This is a genomic window from Parafrankia irregularis (assembly GCF_001536285.1).
GTDB lineage: Bacteria > Actinomycetota > Actinomycetes > Frankiales > Frankiaceae > Parafrankia > Parafrankia irregularis.
The window spans coordinates 337,246-357,002 of sequence record NZ_FAOZ01000007.1 but is presented as its reverse complement, the minus strand read 5'-3'; the positions used below and the strand labels follow the sequence as shown (position 1 = coordinate 357,002).

General features: G+C 72.1%; 16 protein-coding genes. 9 read left to right on the top strand and 7 right to left on the bottom strand.

Annotated elements, in window-relative coordinates; all coding sequences use genetic code 11:
- Positions 1 to 147 precede the first annotated feature (147 nt).
- The 5 genes from AWX74_RS14400 to AWX74_RS14380 form a co-directional block, all read right to left on the bottom strand.
- Entirely contained in the window at positions 148 to 1,134 is a 987-nt protein-coding gene (locus AWX74_RS14400) for a lysophospholipid acyltransferase family protein (RefSeq protein WP_091276507.1), read from the bottom strand.
- On the bottom strand, positions 1,131 to 2,711 hold the full coding sequence (gene larAH, locus AWX74_RS14395; RefSeq protein ID WP_091276504.1) for an NPN-dependent hydroxyacid isomerase, LarAH14/15/16 family: 1,581 nt from the start codon (positions 2,709 to 2,711) through the stop codon (positions 1,131 to 1,133). The genes AWX74_RS14400 and larAH overlap by 4 nt, the downstream gene beginning before the upstream one ends.
- 175 nt (positions 2,712 to 2,886) lie before the next feature.
- Positions 2,887 to 4,167, bottom strand: a complete 1,281-nt coding sequence (locus AWX74_RS14390; protein WP_091276501.1) for a zinc-dependent alcohol dehydrogenase — start codon at positions 4,165 to 4,167, stop codon at positions 2,887 to 2,889.
- Positions 4,164 to 6,557 carry an HAD-IB family hydrolase gene (locus AWX74_RS14385; RefSeq protein ID WP_091276499.1) on the bottom strand — a complete coding sequence of 798 codons (2,394 nt, stop codon included), beginning with the start codon at positions 6,555 to 6,557 and terminating at the stop codon, positions 4,164 to 4,166. The genes AWX74_RS14390 and AWX74_RS14385 overlap by 4 nt, the downstream gene beginning before the upstream one ends.
- A gap of 413 nt (positions 6,558 to 6,970) precedes the next feature.
- On the bottom strand, positions 6,971 to 7,963 hold the full coding sequence (locus tag AWX74_RS14380) for a 5'-3' exonuclease (protein WP_091276898.1): 993 nt from the start codon (positions 7,961 to 7,963) through the stop codon (positions 6,971 to 6,973).
- A 278-nt stretch (positions 7,964 to 8,241) separates the two neighbouring features.
- Here AWX74_RS14380 and AWX74_RS14375 point away from each other — a divergent pair, with 278 nt between their 5' ends.
- The 3 genes from AWX74_RS14375 to lnt all read left to right on the top strand — a co-directional run bounded on the left by AWX74_RS14375 (position 8,242) and on the right by lnt (position 13,408).
- A complete protein-coding gene (locus AWX74_RS14375; protein ID WP_006539935.1) occupies positions 8,242 to 8,703 on the top strand; it encodes an Lrp/AsnC family transcriptional regulator in 462 nt (153 codons plus the stop codon).
- Positions 8,704 to 8,731: 28 nt separating this feature from the next.
- Positions 8,732 to 10,336 (top strand): amidohydrolase, encoded by a 1,605-nt coding sequence (locus AWX74_RS14370; RefSeq protein ID WP_242666230.1) that lies wholly within the window; start codon positions 8,732 to 8,734, stop codon positions 10,334 to 10,336.
- 444 nt (positions 10,337 to 10,780) lie between these two features.
- On the top strand, positions 10,781 to 13,408 hold the full coding sequence (gene lnt / locus AWX74_RS14365; protein ID WP_091276492.1) for an apolipoprotein N-acyltransferase: 2,628 nt from the start codon (positions 10,781 to 10,783) through the stop codon (positions 13,406 to 13,408).
- 184 nt (positions 13,409 to 13,592) lie between these two features.
- Here the strand turns inward: lnt and AWX74_RS14360 are convergent, their stop codons facing one another.
- The gene (locus AWX74_RS14360; RefSeq protein ID WP_006539931.1) at positions 13,593 to 13,943 is read right to left on the bottom strand and encodes an RNA polymerase-binding protein RbpA; all 351 of its coding nucleotides are present in this window, start codon (positions 13,941 to 13,943) and stop codon (positions 13,593 to 13,595) included.
- Between the two features lie 142 nt (positions 13,944 to 14,085).
- Between AWX74_RS14360 and AWX74_RS14355 the strand changes: the two genes are divergently transcribed.
- From AWX74_RS14355 to AWX74_RS14345, 3 genes are all read left to right on the top strand, one after another.
- The gene (locus AWX74_RS14355) at positions 14,086 to 14,502 is read left to right on the top strand and encodes a hypothetical protein (protein ID WP_091276489.1); all 417 of its coding nucleotides are present in this window, start codon (positions 14,086 to 14,088) and stop codon (positions 14,500 to 14,502) included.
- Between the two features lie 139 nt (positions 14,503 to 14,641).
- Positions 14,642 to 15,070 (top strand): peptide-methionine (R)-S-oxide reductase MsrB, encoded by a 429-nt coding sequence (msrB, locus tag AWX74_RS14350; RefSeq protein ID WP_091276486.1) that lies wholly within the window; start codon positions 14,642 to 14,644, stop codon positions 15,068 to 15,070.
- A 156-nt stretch (positions 15,071 to 15,226) separates the two neighbouring features.
- Complete coding sequence (locus AWX74_RS14345; RefSeq protein WP_091276483.1) at positions 15,227 to 15,892, top strand: DUF4262 domain-containing protein; 666 nt, start codon at positions 15,227 to 15,229, stop codon at positions 15,890 to 15,892.
- 381 nt (positions 15,893 to 16,273) lie between these two features.
- Here the strand turns inward: AWX74_RS14345 and AWX74_RS14340 are convergent, their stop codons facing one another.
- Positions 16,274 to 17,086: a GNAT family N-acetyltransferase gene (locus AWX74_RS14340; RefSeq protein WP_207550315.1), complete on the bottom strand. Its 813-nt coding sequence runs from the start codon at positions 17,084 to 17,086 to the stop codon at positions 16,274 to 16,276.
- Between the two features lie 208 nt (positions 17,087 to 17,294).
- Between AWX74_RS14340 and AWX74_RS14335 the strand changes: the two genes are divergently transcribed.
- From AWX74_RS14335 to AWX74_RS14325, 3 genes are all read left to right on the top strand, one after another.
- Positions 17,295 to 17,987 (top strand): TetR/AcrR family transcriptional regulator, encoded by a 693-nt coding sequence (locus AWX74_RS14335; protein ID WP_091276475.1) that lies wholly within the window; start codon positions 17,295 to 17,297, stop codon positions 17,985 to 17,987.
- 260 nt (positions 17,988 to 18,247) lie between these two features.
- On the top strand, positions 18,248 to 18,871 hold the full coding sequence (locus AWX74_RS14330; RefSeq protein WP_091276472.1) for a cyclodeaminase/cyclohydrolase family protein: 624 nt from the start codon (positions 18,248 to 18,250) through the stop codon (positions 18,869 to 18,871).
- Positions 18,868 to 19,695, top strand: a complete 828-nt coding sequence (locus AWX74_RS14325) for a bifunctional 5,10-methylenetetrahydrofolate dehydrogenase/5,10-methenyltetrahydrofolate cyclohydrolase (RefSeq protein WP_091276468.1) — start codon at positions 18,868 to 18,870, stop codon at positions 19,693 to 19,695. The genes AWX74_RS14330 and AWX74_RS14325 overlap by 4 nt, the downstream gene beginning before the upstream one ends.
- Positions 19,696 to 19,757: the final 62 nt, after the last annotated feature.

The window sequence follows — 19,757 nt, the reverse complement described above, 5'->3', positions numbered from 1 at the left end:
AACGCCTTGACTTCGCGCGCGGGGGCGGGGAAGGCCCTGACCCACAGGTCATCCCCAGGCCCACCCCGACTACCCACCGCACCATGAACAGGTTTATCCACAAGACGATCTTGATGTGACGAGAGTCACATCACCGGGCTGGTGTGATCAGCGTTCCCACGGCGACCGCGACCGCACCGGCGCCGGCGGCTCGGTGGCCTCCCACACCCGCCGCCACCGCGCCACCGGGGCCTCACCCCGCCCGGCCCGCGCCGGCGGCACCGCCACCGAACCCGGAACCGACGACGTCGACGGGCCCTCACCAGCACCGGACGCCCGCAGCGACGCCCACCAGCTGGTGGAGTCCTCCACCCCGAGCCGGTCCACCTCCGCCGACAGCCGCGCGGTGAACACCCGCACATCCTCACCGTCCCCAGCCCGGATCGGCGACCCGAACCGCACCGACACCCGCGGACGGCCCGGCAACGGCCAGGCCCGCCCACGCGGCATCGCCGCATACGCGCCCCGCAACGCCGCCGGCACCACCGGCACCCCCGCCGTCACCGCCAGATACCCCGCACCGAGGCGGAACCGGCCCCGCGCCCCGTCCTGCGACCGGGTGCCCTCGGGGAACACCACCAAATTCCACCCGTCACGAAGCAGATCCAGCGGCAACGTCGACGGCACCCCGCCCCGGCGCTCGATCGGCACCGTCCCGAACGCGAACGCCGTCGACAGGCCCCGCCACGTGCTCTCGAAGAAATAGTCCGCCGCCGCCGTCACCGCGGTACGTTCCCGCACCTTCCGCGGAAGCGCACACAGCAGCAGCGGAGCGTCCAGATGACTGGAGTGGTTCGACACCACGATCACCGGGCCGTCACCGACCTCGTCGAACACCTCCGCCCCGGCCACCGTCGGGGTCAACGCCGCATGCAGCAGCGGATTCATCGCCCCTTCCAGGAACGCGGTCCGCGCCACCCGCGCCGGGGTGCTGCGCGCCCACGCCGTCGGGAACTCCCGCGCCGGCATCGGCGGGCGGTGCGCCTGCGCCGACGCCGGCACCAGCGACCGGTTACCCCAGCGGAACCCCCGCACGACCTCCGCCGCGGAGATCCCCGGCCGCGGCGGCCCACCGAAGCGGCCCGCCGAACTCATCGCACGTCCGCCATCGTGTGCGGCGGGGTGTGCAGGTAGGTGATCGACGGATCACGGCCCACCGTGCCCGACACCATCTCCAACGCGTCCGCGAGCGTCGACGCCGCCCGGAAACCCATCCGCGCGCACGCCGCCCGGTCCCCCCCGACCCACACCACATCACCCAGATGGTCCATGCCGTGCGCGGCCCAGTACCACATGTAGAACGGGTGGACGCCGTGATAGGCGTGCGAGGTGCGGTACAGGTGGATGTACCACGGGTCCGTCGCGTACTGCTTCTCGAACTTCGCCTCGATCGTCGCCGGGTCGGTGGACTCGGCGAGCACCTCGGTGAAGAAGTCCACATACGACGGATGGTGCAGCTGGGAGAACTCCGGTGTCACCGGGTGGTAGAGAATCATCGCACCCTGGTGCCGCACCAGCGGCTTACCCCGGTACATGTTGAAGAAATACCCCAGCCCCATGCAGGTCGCCAGGATCGGGTTCATCACCGAGTTCACGTTGTACGGGCCCACATACGGCAGGCCCGCCACCAGCACGTCGGACTGCCCGTGCACCTCGACGAGCTGCTGACGGTGCACACTGGCGATCGTCTGGTCGTGGGTGGTCTCCGTCTCCCCGGCGAACACCCCCGTCACCTGGTAGTCGGCCAGCAGATCATGGAAGATCTTGCGCCGCGGCCGGGACGGCATCACCGACAGCCCCCGGCTCATCCCGTACGCCATCGCCTGGTCCCGCACCGACCACTCCCACTCCCGGCGGGTCAGGAAGCTGTACTTGTCCGGGAAACAGGCGTTGTTCAGCGTCGTCTCGACATGGAAGATCTTCAGATGGTTCGCCAGCAGCCGACCCATCCGCCACGCCGACGAATGCATCTCCGAACGGGTGTGGTCCATGAACGACCGTGAACGCACCATCGTGTGCGAGTTGTGATGGTGACGGATGCTGTTGTACGACGCCAGCCCGATCGGCACCGACTTGTGCCCACCGTCCATCGCGACCAGGTTCACGTTCACGTACACCAGCAGGTCGCTCTCCGCGGCCCGCCGGTTGATCTCCACATCCTCACCGTGGTCGGTCACCCCGATGTGCAGGAGGTTGTCCCGGTCCTCGGCGTCGTGGTTGTACAGGTTGTCCGGCCAGAACGACCGGAACACCCGCTCCCCGACGATGTGCTCGATCTCCGCCGCCGTCATCCGCCGATGCAACGCGTTCGCCGCGATCAGCACCACGTCGTCGACCCCGGCCGCCGCCGCGAGCGTCAGCACCTGCTCGATGATCCGCTGACGCACATCCGGACGGCGCATCCGCGGCAGCGGAATCGACAGATCGTCGAACGCGATCGTCAGCCGCATCCCCGGCCGCAGCAGCTCCCGCAACGGCTCACAGTTGTACGGATGCTCCAACGCGTCCGCGATCGCCGCGTCCACATCGCCCACCCCCGGAAGGGACTCCGGCGGATACACCACCCGGGTACCCAGGGGGAACCGCTCCAGCGTCAGCCCCTCACCCTGATGCACCAGCAGCGGAGGTGTGCGCTCGTCGACCTCGAGCACGAACCCCGGTCTCACCTGCACGTTCCCCTCGTCTGTGTGTCACCCCGACCGGACGCGGTGCCCCCGCACCCGCCCGGCCCGCGACGGAACCCGCCGCCTGGGACGACAATCCCGAAAATCTCGACTAGCCCGACCGTGCCACGTCCCGCGGCACCCCGGCACCCGCCCCCGCACCCGTCGGCGTGTCTCACCCCGATCACGCCGACGCCGCCGGATCGAACACGATCTTCACCGCACCCAGCCTCCCCGCCGACAACGCGTGATCCAACGCCTCCCGCCACCGTGCCAGCGGATACACCGCCGACACCACGCCGTCGAGCGGCGCCGTCGCGGCCAACGCCAACGCCCGGCCGAAATCCGACTCGTCGTCAGGCCCGCCCTCCACACCGGCCGCAGCCGGATCGAGGCCGGGGTCGGGGTCGCCGCGGCGCGCACCGCCCGACGACGCGTACGTGCCGACCAGCTCCAGCTCCCGGTACCACAGCGGAGTCAGATCCACCGACCCCGACGGCACCCCCGACAGCACCACCCGGCCCCCCGCACGGGTCACCCGCAACGCCGTCGACAACGACGACGCGCTGCCCGCGCAGTCGATCGCCACATCCACCCCACCGAGCAGGAAATCCCCACCCAGCTGCGGCGTCAGCCGCAACGCCCGGTTCGCCCGGCGCACCCCACCGACCGCGTCATCCGGTGCCAGCACCTCGTCGGCGCCGAACCGACGGGCCAGCTCCACCTGCCGGCGATGCTTCGCCACCAGCGTCACATGCTCGGCCTTGGTGTACGCCCGCACCGCCAGCAACGTCAGCAGACCCACCGCCCCCGCGCCCACGATCAGCACCCGGTCCCCGGTCGCGATCCGCGCCCGCCCGGCCGTGTGCACCGCCGTCGCCAACGGCTCCACCAGCACCGCCCGCTCATCCACCAGCGTGTCCGGCACCGGATGCAACTGGCTGTGATGAGCCACCATCGCCCGGCTCCACCCACCCCCGGTATCCGCGCAGTACCCCGTCTGCAACCCCGGCGACAGATGACCCACCGTGATCGAGTCACAGCGTGACGACCGGCCCGCCGCACACGCCGGACACAGCTCCAGACCCCGCGCCGCACAGCCCAGCACCGGATCGATCACCACCCGCGACCCGGCCGCCAACCGCCGCCCGTCCGCCAGGCTCACCGCCTCCTGCAGATCACCGACGATCTCATGGCCCGGCGTGAACGGCATCGACACCAGCGGCGAGAAGTAGAACGAGCTCTGCCCCGTCACCGTCGCCAGATCCGACCCGCAGATCCCCGCCAGCCGGGGGCGCACCGTCACCCAGCCCGGCCCCGGCAACGCCGGATCCCCCCGGTCCACCAGCCGCAACGGCGCCGCGGACGTCGCCGCCATCGACGACAGCCGCGGCAGCCGCCCCGACACCACCCGCGCCGCCGCGTACCGCGGCAACGACCGGTACAGCTCCAGACCGCGGGTCACCGGCCCTCACCCACTCCCACCCGAACCACCGTCGCATCCCCACCGTTCCCACCGTCACCACGACCACCGGCACGCCCCGCACCACCGGCGCCACGGCCACGGCCCTGGGCGACCGCCGCCGCCGCGAACAGACCCCGCTCCACCCGGCTACCGACCAGCAGCCGCGACTCACCGGGCGTCGACGGCCACTCCTCGATCGGCCACCCCGACGCCCGGGCCACCTTGTGCAACGCCACATCCGGATTGACCACCACCGGATTACCCACCGTGCGCAGCATCGGCAGGTCCGACAGGCTGTCCGCGTACGCCCACGACGCCTCCAGATCCGCCCCCCGCCGCCGCGCGTAATGATCCAGGAACGCCGCCCGGGAATCCCCGACCAGCGGCGACGCCAACAACCGGCCCGTGTACAGACCGTCCGCCCCGACCTCCAGATCGGTCGCGACGATCTCGTCGAACAGCGGCGCCAGCGGCGCCACCAGCGGCGCCACCGCCCCCGTCAGCAGCACCGTGCGATGCCCCGCGGCCCGATGCTCACGCACCCGCCGCACCGCCGCCGGCTTCACCCGCCGCAGCACCACGTCCGCCCCGGCCTGCGCCACCACCGCCTCCAGCTCCGCCGGGTCCACCCCCGCGTACCGGCCGTACACCGAACGGATCAGATGCCCCCGGTCCCGACGCTCCGCGCGCAGATACCCCGGCAACGCCCGCGCCAACGACGCGATCTCCCGCGCCCGTTCCGCCGGCCCGGCATCGGCCAGCCGCAGCCACAGGTAGGACTCGACCACCGTCGAGGACACCAGCGTCCCGTCCAGGTCGAACGCCGCCAGCACCCCCTCGCCGGCGGTCAGGTTCCCCGCGCCGCGCCGGGGCGGGGCGGGATCCCGCGGCCGGCGCAGCACCGCCGTCACCGCCGGGCAGTGCACATCCTGCAGGTAGTGCCGCCAGTCGTAGCAGGCCGGGTCGAACCCGAACTCCTCCTGGTCCGCCGGATCCATCGCCGCATGCAGCGCCGCGGTCGCATCGTCGACGTAGACCAACTCCGCGCTCGTGTACGCCCGGTACACATCCGAATAGCGGCGCAGGAACGCCACCCGGCTCTCGTGCCGTTCCAGATCCACCGCCCACCGGCGCACCCGCTCCGACCGCGGCGCCTGCCCCAGCGCCCGGTTCGCCCACTCCACCGCCTTCTCCCCGCGGCGCAGCTTCGCCTCCACCGCCACCGAACCGGCGAACGGCCACTCCGGCACCGCGATCGCACCCCGGCCCCGCTTCGGCAGCGGATGGGCCAGGAAGTAGCCCCGCACATAGTCGTGCAGATCCCGGAACAGCAGCGGGTTACGGAACCCCGAACACACCGTGTAGTACGCCGGGCTGTCCACCGGCGGCGGGGACGCCGCCGCCGCCAGCAACGCGTTGACGACCAGATCCACCGGAATGATGTCGACCACCGCGTCCGGGGACGCCGGGAAGTCCACCAGCTCCGCCCGACCGAACGCCAGAATCAGCGGCTCGGCCATCTTGAACCCCTCGATCCACCCGGGGAACGGCCGCGCGACCGCACTCTCGATGATCGAGGGACGCACAATCGTCAACGGCAGATCGCCGTGCGACTCCTCCAGATACCGCTCCGCCAGCGCCTTGGTGAACGTGTAGGCATCCGTCCACCCCAGCACCTGCGCCCGCTCGGCACCGGCGGCGACCATCCGCCGCGCCACCCAGTCCCGCCGCGCCGCCTCCGCGGCCGCCGACACCGTCTGCGCCCCGGCCCGGCCATGCTCACCGGCCGCCTGCTCCCGCAGCCGCGCCGAGACCTCCGGCGACCGCGACGCGTCCTCCGCCGCCTGCCGCGCCCGCCCGGCCGAGGCCTGCTCGGCCCGCCAGTCCACCTCGTGCGCCAGCCGGCCCTCGGCGATGTGCCCCGACCGCAACCCGGCCACATACGCCGTCGACACATGCACCACATGCGGCCGCGCACCACTGGCGTGCACCGCCCGCAGCAGCTCCTGAACCCCACCCAGGTTGGTCGCGAACCCCTCGTCGATCGGCGGGTCGAACGACACCTCCCCGGCGCAGTGGATCACCACGTCCAGGTCGGTGGGCAACGCCCCCATGTCGGCCAGGTCACCCTCGATGACCTGCACCCGCTCGGCGAGCAGCGCGGCCAGCCCCTCCCGGCCCAGCCGCTCCCGCAGCCCGGCGAACGCCGGCTTACGAGTCATCCGCGCCAGCCGGGCCGCACCCGAATGGCTACCCCGGGGCCGGACGAGAGCCACGATCCGGGTATCCGGGAAGTCCGAAAGCAGCCGCTCCAGCAGCGCCTCACCGACGAACCCGGTCACCCCGGTCATGAACACACGCCTGCCCGCGAGCCGCTCGCGCAGCCCCACCAGGTCACCTCCACCCTCACCCGCACCCGACGCCCACGCGGGGCCTTCGGTGCGCAACAGTAGGCGACCCCGGACCGTCGACGAACGAACCCATCGGTCACCTGCGTGTACACCCACGCTGTCAGATGAGGGGCAACCTACCGTCACTGCCGGTTCGGCCGTGCCGGCGGCCCGCACCGATCCACCCACACCGCCCTCACGTCACGGTCCGCAGCAACACCTCCACCCTGCCGGACCGGACCAGACCCCCGCAGACCCCCTCCGCGTGAGCGCGGACGATCCCGGATGTCCCCAGCGGCACCCCAGTGGCACCCCAGCGGCGCTCACCGTGACGCTCCCCACACCCCCGGCCCGGCGCCGCACACGCCCCCCACCCGGCCTCCGACGGCCGCCAGGCGCCCGTTACAGATGGCCTAGGCGGGGGCGACGGCCGCCAGCGCCGCCGTCAACCGCCCCACCGACCCGGCCAGGCCGTACCGCGCGGTCAGCTCCGCCAACCCCACCGGATCCACCGGAGCCGCCGGCAACACCCCCGACACCGCCCCCAGCGGCACATCCCGCACCACCGCCACCACCCCGACCGCCGCCGCCAGGTAGTCCCGCGCCGCATGCAGCCGCGCCGCCGCCCGCGCCGGGAAGCCCTCGACCACCCCCGCGTCCAACGCCGCCAACGCCGCGGACAACGACCCGAACCGCACCAGCAGCGCCGCGGCCGTCTTCGCACCGATCCCCGCCACCCCGGGCAGCCCATCACTGGGATCACCCCGCAGCACCGCGAAATCCGCGTACGCCCGGCCCGGGATCCCATACCGGGCGCTGACCGACGCCTCATCCACCAGCGCGAACTTCTCCACCGCGTACCGCACCGCCACCCCGGCGTCGTCACACACCAGCTGGAACAGGTCCCGGTCCCCGGTCAGGATGTCCACCGGACCCACCCGGCCCACGCTGTGCCGGGTCGCCAACGTCGCGATCACATCATCGGCCTCGAACCCCGCCGCCTCCGCCCGCGCGATCCCGAACGCCGCGAGCACCGCATCGATCACCGGCAGCTGCGCCTCCAGCTCATCGGGCACCTCCTCCGCCACACCACCGGCATCCGCCACCGGGGACACAGCGACCGGAGCCGGCACCGGATCGGCCACCCGATGCGCCTTGTACGACGCGATCAGCGCCACCCGAAACGCCGGACGCCAGTCCGCGTCGAAACAGCACACCAGCCGCCGCGGCCGCAGCTCGACGATCTGCCGGGCCAGCACATCCAGCAGCCCCCGCACCGCGTTCACCGCCGTCCCGTCCGGCGCCCGCACCGACCGCGGCACCCCGTGAAAGGCACGGAAATACAACGACGGGGTGTCCGCGAGCAGCAGCCGCTCACCACCGCCGGACACCCCGAATTCACCCATCGGAACCTCCACGATGGTCATCTTGTCAGACTGGCATGCCCTGCCGACAGCCCAACCCCACCACCCCCAACCAGCCAACGGCCCCTCCCACCAGCACCCCTCCCACCAGCACCGGACCCGCACCAGACCCCGACCCTCCGCCACACCGACACCGAACCATCATCCACACCACGCACCGAGAAGATCACCATCCGTCACCGGAACCTCCGCCGCGACACCCCCACCCGCCACACAAAGTCCCGACGGGACCAGAAACTCCCGTCACGACCGGCCGTTCTGTGCATAACCTCCGGAACGTGTTGGAGGATCTAGACCGTCAGATCGTGCAACTGCTGTGCCGCGACGGCCGGATGAGCTTCACCGACCTCGGTCGCGCCACCGGCCTGTCGGTGTCCGCCGTGCACCAGCGGGTCCGTCGCCTGGAGCAGCGCGGCGTCATCACGTCCTACGTCGCCCTCGTCGACCCATCCCAGGTCGGCCTGGCACTCACCGCGTTCGTCTCCATCAAGGAGATCGACCCCAGCCAGCCCGACGACGCACCCGACCGGCTCACCCACCTGCCCGCCATCGAGGCCTGCTACAGCGTCGCGGGGGAGGAGAGCTACCTGCTCAAGGTCCGCGTCTCCGACCCCGCCGCCCTCGAAGCGCTCCTGCAGGAGATCCGCGCCGCGGCCAACGTGTCGACCCGCACCATGGTCGTGCTCTCCACCCCCTACGAAGGGCGCCCCCCGAACCTGTGACGGGACGGGCTAGGCCACCCTGGGCACGGTGAGCACACACCCCACCCACCACCAGCCACACCACACACCCACACGTCCCACACGTGTGCTCTACCGGCACGCCCACCTGCTCGCCCCCCACAGCCACGCCCACACCCAGCGCACCGCACTCCTCGTCGACGACGCCACCATCACCTGGATCGGCACCGCCGACGAGCACCCACCCGGCACCGTCGACACCACCATCGACCTGCACGGCGCCACCATCACCCCCGCGTTCGTCGACGCCCACATCCACACCACCGCCACCGGGCTCGCCCTCGACGGCGTCGACCTCACCGACGCCCCCACCCTCACCGACGCCCTCGACCAGCTCACCCGCGCCGCCCGGCGACGACCCGGCCGACCACTGCTGGGCACCGGCTGGGACGAGACCCGCTGGCCACAGCAACGCCCACCCACCGCCACCGAAATCGCCCGCGCCGCCGGACCCGTCGACGTCTACCTCGCCCGCGCCGACGGCCACACCGCCGTCATCTCCCCGACCCTGGCCCACCGCTCCGGCGCCGACCAGGCACCGGGCTGGCTCGGCGACGGCCTGTGCCGCGACGAAGCCCACCACCGCGCCCGCACCACCGCCTACCACGACCTGCCCCGCACCACCCGCCTCGACGCCGCCCGCCGCGTCCGCACCCACGCCGCCGCCCTGGGCATCGCCGCCCTGCACGAGATGGCCGGCCCCGAGGTCTCCAGCGCCGACGACCTCGCCGACCTGCTCACCCTCGCCCGCGACGAAACCGGCCCCGCCATCCACGGCTACTGGGCCGGTGACCTGCCCACCGCCCTCACCCTCACCGCCGAACCCGGCCTGGGACCCGTCGGCTACGGCGGCGACCTGTTCGTCGACGGCTCCCTGGGCTCCCACACCGCCGCCCTGCGCAGCCCGTACCACGACCAGCCCGCCCACAGCGGCCAACGCCACCGCGACGCCGACGACATCCGCGACATCGTCCGCGACGCCACCCACGCCGGCCTGCAGACCGGCTTCCACGCCATCGGCGACGCCGCCCTCGACCTCGTCCTGGCCGGACTACACGCCGCCGCCGACCAGCTCGGCACCGCCACCATCGCCGCCGCCGGCCATCGCGTCGAACACGCCGAGCTCGCCCACCCCGACCAGATCCACACCATGGCACGCCTCGGCCTCGTCGCCAGCGTCCAACCCGCCTTCGACGCCCGCTACGGCGGCCCCGACGGGCTCTACACCACCCGCCTCGGCGCCACCCGAGCCGCACTGATGAACCCGTTCGCCGCCTTCACCGCCGCCGGTGTCACCCTCGCCCTGTCCTCCGACAGCCCCGTGACCCCGCTCGACCCCTGGGGCGCCGTGCACGCCGCCACCCACCACCACATCGCCACATCCAGGATCAGCCCCGCCGCGGCGTTCAGCGCCGCCACCCGCGGCGGCTGGCAGGCCGCCCGCGCCGACACCGACGGCTCCGGTCAGCTCACCACCGGCGCCCCCGCGACCTTCGCCGTCTGGGACCTCAAGCCACCACCGCCCGGCACCGACCCACTGGCCTGGGCCGCCCACACCCGCCCGACCTGCCTGCGCACCGTCCTGCGCGGGCAGATCATCCACGACCAGCTCTGACCCGCCCACCGAACCGGGAACCACACCAGCTCGCAGCATCCAGGCAGCCGGGATCCGGACCGTCCTTCGGACCGGCACCGCGCACACCGCACCCGGCCACGCCAGCACCGTTGTCTAACGAACGGTCCGGAACCCCACCCCCCGCCGGCCCACACGGCACCAGACCAGACACCCGCGGCACACCCCGACACCGGGGCACCGCGAGATTCGACCACACACGTCCCACCCACGGAAGCACCCCACCCCGACCCGAAAACCTCCAGGTAGTCCCAACGTGGTCCAGACACCGCCACCACCGCGGCCAGGGAAGGGCACCGAACCCTTTACACCACCCACCACCAGGCCTGAAACCGAACCCACAACCAGACCCGCAGCCGACCACCCACGACGGACAGCACACAGCCCGGGCTACCCGACCCCGCCCGCGTACCGGACACTGGACCGGTGACCCACGCGCCCGCCACACCACCCCCGCACGACCCGGCCACGGCAGGCGCGCCCCCCACACCCCCGGCGACCACCCGGAAACCCCAGCAGCCCACCAGCACCGCCGCGCGCCGCCTACACACCACCAGGCGCCGCCTCACCCGGCCCGCCCTGGCCACCCTCGCCGGCCTGCTGCTCTACACCGCCTTCCCCCCCATCGGCTGGTGGCCCCTGGCCCCCGTCGCCGTCGCCGTCCTCACCCTCACCGTCCGCGGCCGCCGCCTCCGCACCTCCTGCGGACTCGGCCTGCTGTTCTCCCTCGGCTTCCTGCTACCCCTGCTGCGCTTCGTCTCCTTCGTCGGCGCCGACGGCTGGATCGTCCTGTCCACCGCCGAAGCCGCCATCCTCGCCGTCATCGCCCCCGCGACCACCCTCGCCTGGCGGCTACCCGCCGCCCCGCTGTGGACCGGCGCCGCCTGGGTCGCCCAGGAAGCCCTCCGCGGCCGCGCACCCTTCGGAGGCTTCCCCTGGGGCCGGCTCGCCTTCAGCCAGCCCGACAGCCCCTACACCGGCCTCGCCGCCCTCGGCGGCGCCCCCCTGGTCACCTTCGCCGTCGCCGCCACCGCCGCCCTGCTCGCCACCACCGCCATCCACCTCCACACCCAGGCACCGGCCTGGGCCCGGCGACGGCACCCTCACCCCACACCCAGCCACCCCACACCCCCGCACGGCGCACGCCGACCCACCCTCGCCCTCACCGCGACCGCCGCCACAGCCGGCGCCCTCACCCTCGCCGGACTCGCCGTCCCCCTACCCACCGCGGCCCAACACGGCACCCTGCAGGTCGCCGCCATCCAGGGCGACGTCCCCGAAGCAGGCGGCTACCACGCCCTCGGCCGAGCCATGCAGGTCACCACCAACCACGTCCAGGGCACCGAGAACCTCGCCGCCGCCGTCCGCGCCGGCACCACCCCCCAGCCCGACCTCGTCCTGTGGCCCGAGAACTCCTCCGACCTCGATCCCCTCACCGACCCGGACGCCGCCACCGCCCTCACCCACGCCGCCACCGTCGCCCGCGCCCCACTGCTCGTCGGCGCCGTCCTCGACGGCCCCGGCGACCGGCACGTCCGCAACGCCGGACTCATCTGGACCACCGCCGGCCCCACCGGCGACATGTACGTCAAACGCCACCCCGTCCCGTTCGCCGAATACCTCCCCGGCCGGGCCCTGCTGGAAAAACTCATCACCCGCTTCGCCGACGAGATGCCCAACGACTTCCTCGCCGGCACCAGCCACGGCGCCCTGCCCGTCGCCGGCACCACCATCGGCGACGTCATCTGCTTCGAAGTCGCCTACGACGGGCTCGTCCGCGACAACGTCAACCGCGGCGCCGAACTCCTCGTCATCCAGACCAACAACGCCTCCTTCGGCCGCAAGGGCGAAAGCGAACAACAGCTCGCGATGAGCCGCCTGCGCGCCGTCGAACACGGCCGCGCCACCGTCCAGGTCTCCACCAGCGGCCAAAGCGCCATCATCGCCCCCGACGGCACCATCCTGTCCCAGACAGGCCTGTACGAACCGGGCGTACTGACCGCGCAGCTTCCGCTACGCACCACACACACCCTCGCCACCCGGCTCGGTATCGTCCCGGAGATGGCCCTCACCGCCCTCGCGGTGATCGCCATGCTCGGCGCCCTGCTCCGCAGCCGCCGCACCACCCCGCACGACCACGACACCACCCCGACCGGAACCGACCAGAAAAGGAGAGGCGTGGAAGCCACCCGCGTCGTCGTCTGCGTCCCGACCTACAACGAACGGGACAACCTGCCGGACACCGCCCGCCGCCTGCGCACGGCGAACCCCGCGGTCGACCTGCTCGTCATCGACGACGCCAGCCCCGACGGCACCGGCGACATCGCCGACGAACTCGCCGCCGCCGACAGCCACATCCACGTCCTGCACCGCGCCGGCAAATCCGGCCTCGGCTCCGCCTACATCGCCGGCTTCACCTGGGCGCTCCAACACGGCTACGACATCATCGTCGAAATGGACGCCGACGGCTCCCACCAGCCCGAACAGCTACCCCGCCTGCTCGACGCCCTCACCGGCGCCGACCTCGCCATCGGATCCCGCTGGATCCCCGGCGGCACCGTCCACAACTGGCCACGCAGCCGGCTGGTCCTCTCCCGCGGCGCCAACGCCTACGTCCGCGCGGCCCTCGGCGTCCCCCTCCGCGACGCCACCGCGGGATTCCGCGCCTACCGCGCCGACGTACTGCGCGCCCGCGACCTCACCCTCGTCGCCTCCCAGGGCTACTGCTTCCAGGTCGACCTCGCCTGGCGCGCCTGGCAGTCCGGCTTCCGCGTCATCGAAGTCCCCATCGACTTCGTCGAACGCGAACGCGGCGCCTCCAAGATGAACCGCTCGATCGTCGCCGAAGGATTCTGGCGCGTCGGCTGGTGGGCACTGTCCTCCCGCCGCCGCGGACCCGCCGCCACACGCACCCCACACACACCCTCCACCACCACGATCCCCGCACCAGCACCCCCCGGCGATCCCGCCCCCACGACGAGCACCCCCACACCCACCGACAGCACCGCCGAAACCGGGCCGTCCGCAACCAGCACCCCCGCCGGCCGGTCCTGACCCGGATCAGGGCCGGGGGCCCGCAACGCCCCGGAAACCCCGACCCCCACCACCAGGGGACCAGCCGTCACACCGGGGCACCATCAGGCCACGGACATGGCGAAGGGGTGACAGCGCCAAACGCTGTCACCCCTTCGCCAACCAAGCCCAACGGCGCCGCGCCCGGCACCGAAGGCAGCCTTGCTCAGGCCGACCGGCGATCCTCGCCAGTGCCCCGCAGCACCGCCAGCCGCTCGGCCAGCACCTCTTCCAGATCGTCCGTCGTACGACGCTCCATCAACATGTCCCAGTGCGTCCGCGGCGGCTTGCTCTTCTTCGGCTCCGGCCGCTCACCGTCCACAATCACCGAAGGCGACCCGCACACCCTGCACTCCCACACCGACGGCACTTCGGCCTCGGCGGCGAACGGCATGGCGAACTGGTGCCCGTTGGGGCAGTCGTACGACGCTGTCTGCCGCGGGGCAAGCTCCGTGCTGCGGTCAGTCTCGTAGGACACTGCACCGAGACGGCTGCCCCGCAGAATGCGCTCGCCCATATGACTCCTCAGAGCGTCGTGGCATGTTGACCTCAACCGAGTCCAACGTACGAACAAGCGAAGTCGTTCCCACCCCAGAAGGCCAGGTAACGAGATCGTGATCACACTACGTGTTCCCTCGACCGCAAAGGATACACGCCGGGTGACGAACCGGGCCCAGATCCTGCTGAACAGCCTCGCACGCTCCGCCGTCGGACTCACCGCCCTCACCAGACCCGTACCGATCATCCGCCTCGCCGGCGTCGACCGTGTCACAGCCGAGAAAATTGCCTGGATCGCACGCCTCGCCGGCATCCGCGACCTCGCCCTCGGCCTCGGCCTGCTCCACGCCCACACCACCGGCGGAAAGACCCAACCCTGGCTCGTCGCCGGCCTGCTCAGCGACACCGCCGACACGGCCGTCCTCGCCCACGCCACCGCCCACCACCAGCTCCCAGCCGCCTACGGCACCGTGATGACCCTCGCCGCCGGCAGCGGGGCAGCCCTCGCCACCACCACCCTCACCACCGAACGCGACCGCCACCGCACCCAAGAACAAACCGGCCAGCCGCCGCGTTGACCACGACGAACCGACCAGCACGAACCCGATACCGCCGACCACACGACAACATGGCCGCACCCAGCCCGCCGGCCCCCGGTGCCCCGACCCGGCACCCGGAACCGAACGCGCGCCGCCTGCACAGGAGAGGACCCAACCCGTGAGCGACAACCCGACCAGCAGCAAAGTCGTCCGCTCCGACAGCGAATGGCGTGAGCTGCTCGGCCCCGAGCGCTACGCCATCCTGCGCCAGGCCGCCACCGAAGCCCCCTTCAGCGGCGCCTACACCTACAACAAGACCGACGGCACCTACCAGTGCGGAGCCTGCGGCGCACCGCTGTTCACCTCCGCCACCAAGTACGACTCCGGCTCCGGCTGGCCCAGCTTCTACCAGCCCGTCTCACCCGACGCCGTCACCCTCGTCGACGACACCAGCCACGGCATGGTCCGCACCGAGGTCCGCTGCGCACGCTGCGACTCCCACCTCGGCCACGTCTTCGACGACGGGCCGGCCCCCACCGGCCAGCGCTACTGCATGAACAGCCTCGCCCTCGACCTCGAATCCACCGGGTCACCCGAATCCGCCTGAACAGCGACACCGCCGCGGCGGCCGGCACCCCGGCAGTGTCGGAACGTCAACCGCCGTGACCCCACCAAGATCCACAGTCACGGAGCCGGCTCGCCGCCGAAACGCCCGATCCCACCCGCATACGGTTCACCCACCAACACGGACCGAGGTGAACCCATGGCTGCCCGTCACCCACCACGCGACGACGACTCCTGCGACGACGAGACCTGGGCGGCCTACGCGGCGGACAACGACCCCGCCACCACCGCCTGGGTCGGCAGCCAGGATGCGCTGCTCGATCAGATACTGCGCACCCGCGGGTGGGCCGTGCAGCCGGTAATCGACGACGGGCCCGACGAACCGGCCTACGCCTACACGATCGGGCTGTTCGCCTTCGACAGACACCCCGAACTCGTCGTGAGCGGCCTACGTGACGACGAGGCCACGAGGGTCCTCGACCTGCTCGGGGAGCGGGTCCGCCACCACGAACGCCTGCACGACGGCCAGCGCCTCACGCTCGCACCCCTGCTGACTGTCGAGCTCCGCGCGATCACTCCGTTCGCCAGCGACCAGCTCCTGCTCGGCGCGAACTCGCTGTACCGCCACCCGGACGGGCCGGCCGTCCCCGGTCTGCAGGCCGTCTGGGCCGACCACACGGGCAGCCTGCCCTGGGAACCGACATGGGCGGGCCCGACGCAACCCCTCGCCACCGCGCCGCCCGCCGGGCGCGGCATCCCCGGCAGCCGGGTCTGGCACACAGCTGGGCGTTCCGGGCCTCGGGGGAGACGGTCTGGGCGCCCGTTGCGCCTCCCGCCACCCAGGCCCCCACGAGAACTGCCGTAGGAGCGAGGCGAGTGCCGACTCGCCGATTCACCTTCCCCTTTGATCGCCTCAATGCCCGTTATGTCAAGTAGCTGGTGGACGGGATCGGGCCGGATGTCATCGCCAACCGACAACGCCGTCGCCGGGCCGGCACGGCGACGGCGCAGCCCGCGGCCGCGGAACGCGACCAACGGTGACCGTTCCCGAGGCGATCCTTTTCTGAACCAAGCAGAGAATCTCTTTTTGGAGAGGGATGTTTTTGTTCCGTTTTGGTTTATTCGCGACCCAAGATCAAACTCGCACAGCACGGCGCGTCAACACTGTTGACTATCTTGGTGGGGAGCGGTCGTGCCGGGTGCTGCCGGGCTCCCCACTCCCCCAGGCGCCCGGGTCCGGTGCGTTTCAGGCGGTAGGCGGATCCGGGCCGAGGAGCACCCTGTCCGCGACAGGGACGTACCCGATCCGCCGGTAGAGACGGTTGCTGGTCGGGTTCGCCAGATCGGTGAACAGAACAGTCGTCGTGGCTCCCCCGTCGCGGGTCGCCTGGCTGGCCGTGACGGTCAGCGCTCCGGCGTAGCCGCGCCGCCGATGCTCGGGCGGGCTGTAGACAGGTCCGATCCGCGCCATGCCGCTGACGACGCGGCTGTGGCCGACCATGCAGACGGGCGTGTCGTCGACGTGCCACAGGTACAGGCCGCCGTAGCTGAGCCGGTCGTCGACCCGCGCCGAAGAATCGCCGCCCTGGCCTGCCTCGTCGTTGAACGCCTGATGCCAGGCCACGAGGAGATCCCGGTCCGCGGCGGTCGCCGGTCGCGCCCGGCCGGGAGGTCGCCGCTCGAGCGGGGTCAGCGCTCCCAACCGGTAGAGACGCTCACGGTCCTGGACTCGAAGCGAAGTCCCGGCCCGGTCGCGCCACGCGGCGACGACGGCCGCCGCGGCCCGCTCGTCGGTGTTGACACTGGAGACCGTCCGCTCGGCCAGCGCAGGGCTGTCGGCCAGCGGACCGATCGCCTCGACCGGCATGACACCCAGATGCAGTGGGTTGCCGTGGGTGTGGAGAAAGACGCCGCTGACCGGGCCACCGATGGATCCGTACCAGCCGAACAGGGTCTCGGCTCCGCCGAAGGCACCGGCACCCCGCGCGCGGACGTCCGCCGCGACCGTGAGCACAACGGTGTTCTCCGCCGCCGCCGTCCGGAGAAAATCGCCTGCCACGGCCAGGAAATCGCCTGCGTCGTCAGTAACCGACCAGATCATGGGCCATATGGTCGCAACCGCCGCCAACGCACGCATCCCGTTTTTCGGGCACGCAGGCCTTTTACCGTCGAGCCCCGCGACATCCAGAGACAAGTCTTGATCAACAGAGGCGGCCAGGGCTGTCAACGTTGTTGACCACGGTGCTGGCGTCGTTAGGATCAGCCGTGTGACAGCACCGGACACTCAGGAGGACGCGCCGCACACCGGCGCACCCGTGCCACCCCACCGCACTCCCCGTGGCACCCTGTCCCGGGAGCTTCTGCTCGACGCGGCGATGGAGATCGTCCGGATCGGCGGGGCCGACGCGTTCAGCATGCGGGCCCTGGGCTCCCGCCTCGAGGTCGACCCGACCGCCTTCTACCGCCATTTCCGGACGAAGAACGAGCTGCTCGACGCGCTCGCGGACATCCTGATCGCCGGCGACGAGCCGCTGCCGTCCACCGGCGACGCGCGGGCGGATCTGCGGGAGAGCCTGCACCAGCTGCGCCGTTGCCTGCTGCGGCACCCGACGATGGCCGCCGTGATCCTGCGCCGGCCCCCGGGCGGGCGCGCGTACTGGGAGCGGGCGAACCACGCGATCGGCCTGCTGCGTGGGCTGGGGCTGAGTGCGGAGGCAGCCACCTCGGTCTACCAGACGCTGCTGTTCTACTGCCTGGGGCACGTGCTGTCCGAGGCGCGCGCGGTGGCCGCCGCCGTCGCCCGCGACCGTCGGCCCGGCACCCCGACGGCGACGTTCAACCCCCCGGCGCACCAGCTGCCGGACCTCGCCGCCGCCGTCCCGTTCCTGCGGGCCGACACACGCACCCAGTTCAACGAAGGCCTGGACCTGATCCTCGGCTCGCTGCCCGCGCCCGGCTGAATGCCACCTCCCGGCACCGCACCACGATCTGCCAGCAGACGCGGCGAACCTCACAAAATCGTGCCGGACCGGCGTGTGCCGGCCCTCCTCGCACCCAGCACGTCGATCCACTTGCTACGGTGCACTCCGGCCGACGTCATTTCCGTCACCTGCCGGTGGCGGCTGGTCGGACCTCCGCGCGGGCCCTGGCAGGGGCGGGGCGGTTCACCGCCGGGGCGGGTACGGATGGCGAGACGGATCGAGGCGGGGAGTCGGAAACGATGGCGAACGAAACGCTCGACGGGTTCCTCGAGGCACTCGCCTCCGCGGCGCCCGCGCCCGGTGGTGGCGCCGCGGCAGCGCTGCAGGTAGCCATCGGTGCCTCCCTGGTGAGCATGGTCGCCAACCTCACCATCGGCAAGCCGCGCTACGCCGAGCACGAGACGACCATGATCTCCGCCCGTGACCAGGCCACCGGGCTGCGTCTCGACGCGCTGAGGCTCGCCGACGCGGACGCCGTTGCCTTCACCGCCGTCACCGACGCCTACCGGCTGCCCAAGGACACCCCCGAGGACAAGGCGGCCCGCACCGCGGCGATCCAGCAGGCGCTGATCGGTGCGGCGGACGTCCCGCTGCGCACGGCCGCGGCCGCGGCCGAGGTGGTCGGCCTGTGCCAGCTGATTCTCGACGGGGCGAACGTGAACGTCCTGTCCGACGTCGCCGTGGCAGCCGCGAGTGCCCGCGCGGCGCTCGACTCGGCCGCGATCAACGTCCGGATCAACCTGGCGTCGATGACCGACGCCGCCACCCGCGACGCGACCGCGGCCGAGCTGGACAAGTACCTGTCGTCACTGGCCGGCGCGGACAGCGTGGTGCGCGCCGTGGGAGAACGGATCGGGTCATGAGGTTGCTGGACGGGCGGTCGATGGCCGCCGACATCGGTCGCACTGTGGTCGACGACGTCGAACGGCTGGTCGCGACCGGGATCACCCCGACCCTGGCGGTCGTGCTGCCGACCGTCGACGAGGCGGCGCGGTCCTATGTGCGGGTGATCGAGCGCGGCGCCGCCAAGCTCGGGGTCGGCTGCATGGTGCATGAGCTGTCCGGTGATCCCGACGAGCTCATCGCCACCGTCGACGAGCTCGCGACCGACTCCTCGGTGCACGGGATGATCGTGCAGACCCCCCTGCCGGGTGACCTGACGGCCGCCGATGTCGGGGCGCGGATCCCGGTCGGCAAGGACGTCGACGGGATGAACCCGCTGAGCCTGGGGCGTCTCGCGTTGGGCCTGCCCGCGTTCGCGCCGGCGACCGCGGCGGCGGTGCTCGAGATCCTCACCCGGGCCGAGGTGCCCCTCGACGGGGCGCGGGTGTGCGTGATCGGGCGCAGCTCGGTGGTCGGCAAGCCTGCGGCGCTGTTGCTGCTCGCCGAGAACGCGACCGTCACGGTGTGTCACTCGCGTACGAAGGACCTGACGACGGTGGTGCACGAGGCGGATGTCGTCGTCGCCGCCGTGGGGCGGCCGAAGATGGTCGGCAGCGGGCATGTCCGCCCGGGCGCGGTGGTCATCGACGTCGGTACCAACTGGACGGACGCCGGCCTGGTCGGGGACGTCGACGCGGACGCGGTGGCGCCGGTCGCCGGCGCGCTCACCCCGGTCCCCGGCGGAGTCGGCCCGGTCACGACCATGCTGCTGCTGCGCAACACCGTCCGAGCCGCAGGCGCCTGACACCGCACCACTGACCCGCACTCCCCCTCCTCCCCCGACCTGCTCTGCCTGCGGGCCGGGCG

Bases quoted from the DNA above. Each gene is read 5' to 3' on its own strand.
- AWX74_RS14400 (WP_091276507.1), bottom strand. From the start codon at position 1,134: ATGAGTTCGGCGGGCCGCTTCGGTGGGCCGCCGCGGCCGGGGATCTCC.
- AWX74_RS14380 (WP_091276898.1), bottom strand. From the start codon at position 7,963: ATGGGTGAATTCGGGGTGTCCGGCGGTGGTGAGCGGCTGCTGCTCGCG.
- AWX74_RS14360 (WP_006539931.1), bottom strand. From the start codon at position 13,943: ATGGGCGAGCGCATTCTGCGGGGCAGCCGTCTCGGTGCAGTGTCCTAC.
- AWX74_RS14345 (WP_091276483.1), top strand. From the start codon at position 15,227: ATGGCTGCCCGTCACCCACCACGCGACGACGACTCCTGCGACGACGAG.
- AWX74_RS14330 (WP_091276472.1), top strand. From the start codon at position 18,248: ATGGCGAACGAAACGCTCGACGGGTTCCTCGAGGCACTCGCCTCCGCG.
- AWX74_RS14325 (WP_091276468.1), top strand. From the start codon at position 18,868: ATGAGGTTGCTGGACGGGCGGTCGATGGCCGCCGACATCGGTCGCACT.